This window comes from Kitasatospora sp. NPDC051702, from assembly GCF_040681575.1.
Lineage (GTDB): Bacteria > Actinomycetota > Actinomycetes > Streptomycetales > Streptomycetaceae > Kitasatospora.
On sequence record NZ_JBFAZB010000030.1, the window covers coordinates 101,114 to 107,113 of the forward strand.

The 6,000-nt window shown below is 74.3% G+C and carries 6 protein-coding genes and 1 pseudogene; 4 read left to right on the forward strand and 3 right to left on the reverse strand.

Annotated features, from left to right (window positions below; translation table 11 throughout):
• The first annotated feature begins 37 nt into the window (after positions 1–37).
• Positions 38–1,522 (forward strand): trehalose-6-phosphate synthase, encoded by a 1,485-nt coding sequence (locus AB0N04_RS24160; protein WP_360222937.1) that lies wholly within the window; start codon positions 38–40, stop codon positions 1,520–1,522.
• Between the two features lie 32 nt (positions 1,523–1,554).
• On the opposite strand, the gene otsB is transcribed toward AB0N04_RS24160, so the two are convergent.
• Positions 1,555–2,394, reverse strand: a complete 840-nt coding sequence (gene otsB, locus AB0N04_RS24165; RefSeq protein ID WP_360222940.1) for a trehalose-phosphatase — start codon at positions 2,392–2,394, stop codon at positions 1,555–1,557.
• Between the two features lie 118 nt (positions 2,395–2,512).
• Positions 2,513–2,773, reverse strand: a complete 261-nt coding sequence (locus AB0N04_RS24170) for a DUF3263 domain-containing protein (protein WP_360222943.1) — start codon at positions 2,771–2,773, stop codon at positions 2,513–2,515.
• 67 nt (positions 2,774–2,840) lie between these two features.
• Between AB0N04_RS24170 and AB0N04_RS24175 the strand changes: the two genes are divergently transcribed.
• Positions 2,841–3,191, forward strand: a complete 351-nt coding sequence (locus AB0N04_RS24175; RefSeq protein ID WP_360222946.1) for a cupin domain-containing protein — start codon at positions 2,841–2,843, stop codon at positions 3,189–3,191.
• A gap of 51 nt (positions 3,192–3,242) precedes the next feature.
• On the opposite strand, the gene AB0N04_RS24180 is transcribed toward AB0N04_RS24175, so the two are convergent.
• Entirely contained in the window at positions 3,243–4,523 is a 1,281-nt protein-coding gene (locus tag AB0N04_RS24180; protein ID WP_360222949.1) for an extracellular solute-binding protein, read from the reverse strand.
• Between the two features lie 294 nt (positions 4,524–4,817).
• On the opposite strand from AB0N04_RS24180, the gene AB0N04_RS24185 reads away from it, so the two are divergent.
• Positions 4,818–5,765: an ROK family protein gene (locus AB0N04_RS24185; RefSeq protein WP_360222952.1), complete on the forward strand. Its 948-nt coding sequence runs from the start codon at positions 4,818–4,820 to the stop codon at positions 5,763–5,765.
• Positions 5,762–6,000, forward strand: a pseudogene (locus AB0N04_RS24190) (N-acetylglucosamine-6-phosphate deacetylase); the annotation flags it as partial. The gene AB0N04_RS24185 and the pseudogene AB0N04_RS24190, both read left to right, overlap by 4 nt.

The following is a 6,000-nucleotide window of genomic DNA, read 5'->3' on the forward strand; positions in this document are numbered from 1 at the left end:
GGGTTTGCCACCCCGGGGCCACGGCAACGTACCAACCATGGGCGATCTCACGACCGAACGTTCGAGCGCGACCGGCACCGCCCCCGTCCTGGTGGCCTCCAACCGGGGACCGGTGTCGTTCGGAACCGCTGACGACGGCACGCTGACCCTCCGGCGCGGTGGCGGGGGCCTGGTCTCCGGCCTCTCCGCCATCGACGACCCGAACGCCGTCTGGGTCTGCGCCGCCCTCGGCGCGGCCGACCGCAGAGCAGCCGCCGAGGCCCCGGACGGCCGCCTCGACCGCGCCGGGCACGACGTCGGCGGACAGGCCGTCCGGATGCTCGACATCGACCCGGACACCTTCGCCCGCGCCTACAACGGCGTCGCCAACTCCACCCTCTGGTTCGTCCACCACCTGCTGTACGCGACCCCGACCGCCCCCTCCTTCGACGCGGACTTCCGCACCGAGTGGGCCGCCTACACGGCGTACAACACCGCCTTCGCCGAGGCCCTCGCCGCCGAGGCGGCCCCCGGCGCCGCCGTCCTCGTCCAGGACTACCACCTGTCGCTGACCCCGGCCCTGCTCCGCGCCGCCCGCCCCGACCTGCGGATCGGCCACTTCTCGCACACCCCCTGGGCGCCGCCGGACTACTACCGGCTGCTGCCCGACGACGTCGCCCGGGCCGTCCTGACCGGCATCCTGGGCGCCGACCGGGCCGGCTTCCTCACCCGGCGCTGGGCGCTCGCCTTCGCCGACTGCTGCGAGGAGCTGCTGGGCGCCGTCGTCGACCGCGAGGCCCTCACCGTCACCCTCACCGGGCCCTCGGCCGGGGAGACCCGCACCACCCGGCTCGGCGTCCACGCGCTGGGCGCCGACGCCGACTTCCTGCGCGAGCGCGCCCACCGCCCCGACGTGGACGAGCGCCTGGCCGTCCTGCGGGAGGCCGTCGGCGGGCGCCGCACCATCGTCCGGGTCGACCGCACCGAGCTGAGCAAGAACATCGTCCGCGGCCTCCAGGCCTACCGGCACCTGCTGCGGACCCGCCCCGAGTGGCACGACCGGGTGGTGCACATCGCCTTCGCCTACCCGTCCCGCACCGACCTCGCCGAGTACCGGGCCTACACCGCCGAGGTCCGGCGGCTCGCCGGGGAGATCGACGCCGAGTTCGCCACCGACACCTGGAAGCCGCTGATCCTGCACGTCGACGACGACTTCCCGCGCTCCCTGGCCGCCTACCGGCTCGCCGACGTCGCCCTGGTCAACCCGATCCGGGACGGCATGAACCTGGTCGCCAAGGAGGTCCCGGTGGTCTCCGACCACGGCTGCGCCCTGGTGCTCTCCCGCGAGGCCGGCGCGCACGCCGAGCTCGCCGAGGACGCCCTGACGGTGAACCCCTACGACGTCATCGCCACCGCGGACGCCCTGCACGCGGGCCTCACCATGGCGGAGGAGGAGCGCGCCGACCGCACCAAGCGCCTCGCGGCGGCGGCCACCGCACTCCCCCCGCAGCAGTGGTTCCTGGACCAGCTCAGCGCGCTGTGAGCGACCGGCTCGACGCGCCGTGAGCGACCGGCTCAGTGCGCCGTGAGCGCCAGGGCCAACCCTTCGAGCAGCTCCACCACGCCGGCCGGGCCCGGGACCACCAGGTCCGCCCGGTCGGCGAGTTCGCGCACCGGCGCGTCCCCCACCGCGCCGCTGCACACCAGCAGGCCCGCCAGACCCTCGCCGCGCAGCTCCTCCACCGCCGCGAAGGCCGCCACGTCCCCGAGGTCGTCGCCCGCGTACAGCACCGACCGCGCCGCGCGCTCACGCAGGAAGCCGGTCAGCGCCGCCCCCTTGTCGACCCCGGGCGGCCGCAGCTCCAGCACCAGCCGCCCGGGCTCCACCACCAGCCCGAGCCCCGCCGCGAGCTCGCCGACCGGCCCGCGCAGCAGCTCCAGCGCCTCCTCGGGCGCGTCCGTGCGCCGGGTGTGCACCGCCAGCGAGCGCCCCTTGTCCTCCACCCACGTCCCGTCGGGCGCCCCCGTCTCCGCCAGCAGTCCGGGCAGCGCCGCCCTGGCCCGCACCACCCCGGGGTGCACCGGCGGCGCGCTCACCTCGCCGTCCTCCCAGCGCTCGGCGCCGTAGTGCCCGAGCACCACCACCCCGGGGAGCCCGGCCAGGCCCCCGTACTCCACCGCCAGGGCGGCCGGGCGGCCGGTCACCACCACCACGGCCCGCACCTGCGGGCCCAGGGCCCGCAGGGCGGCCACCACGCCGGGATGCGCCCTGGCCCGGTCCGGGTCCGGCACGATCGGCGCCAAGGTCCCGTCGAAGTCCAGGGCGATCACCGCGCCCCCGGGCGCCTCCAGGATCGCCCGCACTCCGTCCCGCCCGGCCGCAGTGACCGGCGTCCACGTCTCTTCGAAGCCCATGCCCGAGCCATACCCCGCTGCCCGACTCCCACCCAACCCGTCCGGCGGCACCCACCGCGAGCGGCGCGACGCGACCGGCGCGACGCGGCCCGGCCCGGCCCGGCCCGGCCCGCAAGGTTCAGCGCGCGGCCCGGCGGGCCTCGCGGATCCGCCGCAGCCGGTTCACCAGCACCGGCGCGTGCGCCAGGGCCTCCGGCCGGTCCAGCATCGCGTTCAACAGCTGGTAGTACCGGGTGGAGGAGATCCCCAGCTCCTCCCGGATCGCCCGCTCCTTCGCCCCGGCCGTGCGCCACTGCCGCCCCTCCAGCGCCAGCACCGCCACGTCCCGCTCACTCAGCTCGCCCACCAGGACACCTCCGCCCTCACTACGGAGTGTCATTCTCGCGCGGAACCCCGACACACTCTGCGTCCTCCGCGCACCCCGCACCCCGGATAGCGTCGGAACCATGACCACGCCCAGCTTCGCCGTGCACATCCCCACCGCCGACCTCGAACCCGACCCGCTCGACCCCGCGCAGATCGTCTCCGGCTCCCCGGAGGTCTCCGGGAGGGTCCTCGCCGAGTCCCCCGACGGCCGCCAGCTGCGCGGCATCTGGCAGATCACCCCGGGCGTGGTCACCGACGTCGAGGCCGACGAGATGTTCGTGGTGCTCAGCGGCCGGGCCACCATCGAGGTCGAGGGCGGCCCGACCCTGGAGGTCGGCCCGGGCGACTGCGCGGTGCTGCGCGAGGGCGACCGGACCACCTGGACCGTCCACGAGACCCTCCGGAAGGCCTACGCCATCACGCTCCCGTAGGGCCCGTCCTCGAACCCGCGCCCGCGGGGCGGTTCCCCCACCGGCCCGGGTTCACTTGCGGACCCGGGCCGCCTCCTTGACCGCCGCGTCCTGCAGGCCGGTGAGCACCTGCTTCGGGTCCCCGGTGACGGCCTGCCCGATGCCGGCCTTGATCCGGTTGCTGACGTCGCCCCAGGCCGGGTCCCCGAAGGGGTAGAAGCTGGCGTTGCCGAGCCCGGCGGCGAACTGCTTCAGGTCCTCGTGCTTCGGGTCCGAGGTCATCTGCGCGAACGCGTCCTGGGTGACCGGCAGCAGGTTGTACTGCTCGTCGAACTTCAGCTGGTACTCGCGGGTGTAGGCGAAGGACAGGAACTTCTTGATCTCGTTCTTGTGCCCGTTGGCCTTGAACGCCATCATCCAGTCCGCGACGCCGAGGCTCCCGGTCTTGGTCACGCCGTCCTTCTTCGGGATCGGCGCGGTGCCGAAGTCGATCTTCCCGGCGGTCGCCATCCGCAGCAGCGTCGGGTGCCCGTTCAGCATCGCGACCTTCCCCGCCGCGAAGTCCTGGAACACCGGGGTGCGGTTCATCCTGCCCGGGTCGGCGTAGGTCAGCCCGGTGGCCACCAGGTTGCTCTTCAGCCAGCCGAAGGTGGCCTGGTTCTGGTTGCTGTCGATGGTGTAGTTGCCGACGTCGTCGGAGAGGCTGCCGCCGCCGCTGAGCGTCCACAGCATGGACTCGGCCGGGGCCTCCTCCGGTCCGAGCGGCAGCCCGTACGGGGTCACGCCCGGCACCTTGGCCTTGATCTTCTCGGCGGCCTGGCGCAGCTCGTTCCAGGTGGCCGGCGGCTGGGTGATGCCGGCCTGGCGGAAGACCGCCTTGTTGTAGAAGAGCACCCGGGAGGACGAGACGAACGGGATGCCGTACTGGGTGCCGAGCACCTGGCCGGCGTGCGAGAAGGTGTCCAGGAACTTGGCCTGGGTGTCCATCGAGAGCACGTCGCCGGCCGGGTAGAGCCGGTCCGCGGCGACCTGGTCGGCGAAGCCGCCGGTCTGCAGCAGGTCGGGGGACTTGCCGGCCGCGATCATGTCGTCGACCTTCTTGCCGATGTCGGTCCAGCTGTCGACCTCGACGTCCACCTTGATCCCGGGGTTCGCCGCCTCGAAGCCGCGCGCGACCTCGTCCCAGTACCGCTTGGAGCCGGTGTCGGCGTTCTCCCCGTAGTCGGCGGCGACCAGCTTGAGGGTGACCGTCCCGTCGCCCTGCCCGCCGCACGCGCTGACCGCGGTGAGCACCAGCGCGCCGGCCAGCGCGGTGCCGAGGACACGGGTGGGAACGTGGGCGCGCCTGTTCAACGCGGGTACCGCCTTCGGGGGGAGGACTGCGGCCGAACGGGGGAATCCGGCAGGGGGGAGGCGGCAACACTGCCAAATCGAGCGGGCGGTGGTCCACACCACTACCCCGAGCCCGCCGAGTAGTTATCGAAGTGCGGAGGTCGTTGCACGATGCGCAACAGGAGGTGACCGCGCGCCGCCCGGCGCAAAGCCCCGCACACCGCCCGCAGCTGCGACAAAGCTCACCCGTTCTGGACCAGACCAATCCGACAACTGGACTAGACCTCTTCTACCAGCCAGGGGAAACTGTCCTCCGTGAAGCACGTCATCGCACTCGATGTAGGCGGCACCGGCATGAAGGCCGCGCTGCTCGCCCAGGACGGCTCCGTGCTGTTCGAAGCACGCCGACCGACCGGGCGGGAGCACGGCACGGACGCCGTGGTCGCCGCCATCCTCGACTTCGCCGCCGACCTCGCGGACGAGGGGCGCAGCCGCTTCGGCGTCGCCCCGCTCGCCGCCGGCGTCGCCGTCCCGGGCACGATCGACGAGAGGAACGGCATCGCCGTCTACTCCGCCAACCTCGGTTGGCGGGACCTCCCGCTGCGCAGCCTGCTGGGCGAGCGGCTGGCCGGCCCCGACGGCTCCGCGATGCCCGTCGCGCTCGGCCACGACGTGCGCTCCGGCGGCCTCGCCGAGGGCCGGATCGGCGCCGGCCGCGGTGTCGACCGCTTCCTGTTCATCGCCCTGGGCACCGGCATCGCCGGCGCCATCGGCATCGGCGGCCGGATCGAGGCCGGCGCGCACGGCTACGGCGGCGAGATCGGCCACGTCGTGGTCCGCCCCGGCGGACCGCAGTGCGGCTGCGGCGCCCGCGGCTGCCTGGAGACGCTCGCCTCCGCCTCCGCCGTCTCCCGCGCCTGGGCCGAGGCCTGCGGCGACCCCGACGCCGACGCGGCATCCTGCGCCGCCGCGGTGGACGCCGGGGACCCCCGCGCGCTCGCGGTCTGGCAGCGCGCCGTCGACGCCCTCGCCGACGGCATCGTGCTCGCCCAGAGCCTGCTCGACCCGTCCACGGTGATCGTCGGCGGCGGGCTGGCCGAGGCCGGCGACACCCTCCTCACCCCGCTGCGCGCGGCGGTCACCGAGCGCCTGACCTTCCAGATGCCCCCGAAGGTCGTACCGGCCATGCTCAAAGACACCGCCGCGTCCCTGGGCGCCGGCCTGCTCGCCTGGGATCTGCTCACCTTGGAGGTGACCGCGTGACCGCGGACCGCATCACTCTGGCCGGCGCCCGGCTGGTCCTGCCCGGCGGCGTCGTCGAGGGCGGCCGACTCACCGTCGAGGGCACCGCCATCGCCGGCCTCGGCGGCGAGCCCGAGCCCGGCGACCTCGACCTCACCGGACACACCCTCGTCCCCGGCTTCGTCGACCTGCACGTCCACGGCGGCGGCGGCGCCTCCTACGCCTCCGGCATCGCCGAGGAGGCCCTGCACGCCGC